Origin of the sequence: Peptoniphilus sp. oral taxon 836 str. F0141 (genome assembly GCF_000179335.1) — a bacterium.
GTDB classification, from domain to species: domain Bacteria; phylum Bacillota; class Clostridia; order Tissierellales; family Peptoniphilaceae; genus Peptoniphilus_A; species Peptoniphilus_A lacrimalis.
This window is the reverse complement of record NZ_AEAA01000032.1, coordinates 1-506: the sequence shown is the minus strand read 5'-3', so window position 1 is coordinate 506 and position 506 is coordinate 1. Positions and strand designations below refer to the sequence as shown.

The 506-nt window shown below is 34.6% G+C and carries 1 protein-coding gene; it reads right to left on the bottom strand.

Annotated elements, in window-relative coordinates:
- Positions 1-506, bottom strand: a 506-nt coding sequence (locus HMPREF9131_RS01395) for a ribonuclease HII (protein WP_009344966.1), incomplete at both ends; no start/stop codon positions are given.

The following is a 506-nucleotide window of genomic DNA, read 5'->3' as shown; positions in this document are numbered from 1 at the left end:
TGTGCATGGGGCTTGGTCCATAAGCTTTTAAGGCTTCTCTGTGAAATTTTGTTCCATAGCCCTTGTGTTTTTCTATTCCATAGCCTGGATAGATTGTTGCCCATTTATCGCAAAGTGAATCTCTGTAGACTTTTGCAATTATTGATGCGCATGCTATTGAGTAACAATTCTCATCTCCTTTAATTATGGAATGTTGAAATATTGTTGTTTCAATATTTTCCGCATCTATAAGGACTAAATCAGGTACCACAAGATTTCCTTGAGAATCTCTCAGGTTTTCTATGGCTCTAACCATAGATAGATGTGTTGCCATTTTTATATTTAACTTGTCTATGGTTTTAGCATCTGCTCTGCCGATACCTACGGCAAGGGAATCTTTAAGAATTTTATTATAAAGTTCCTTTCTTTTTTTTGCAGTTAATTTTTTTGAATCATTTACACCTTCAATATTGGAATCTTCTTTCATAATAATAGCACAGGATAAAACATCTCCAAAAAGGCTGCCT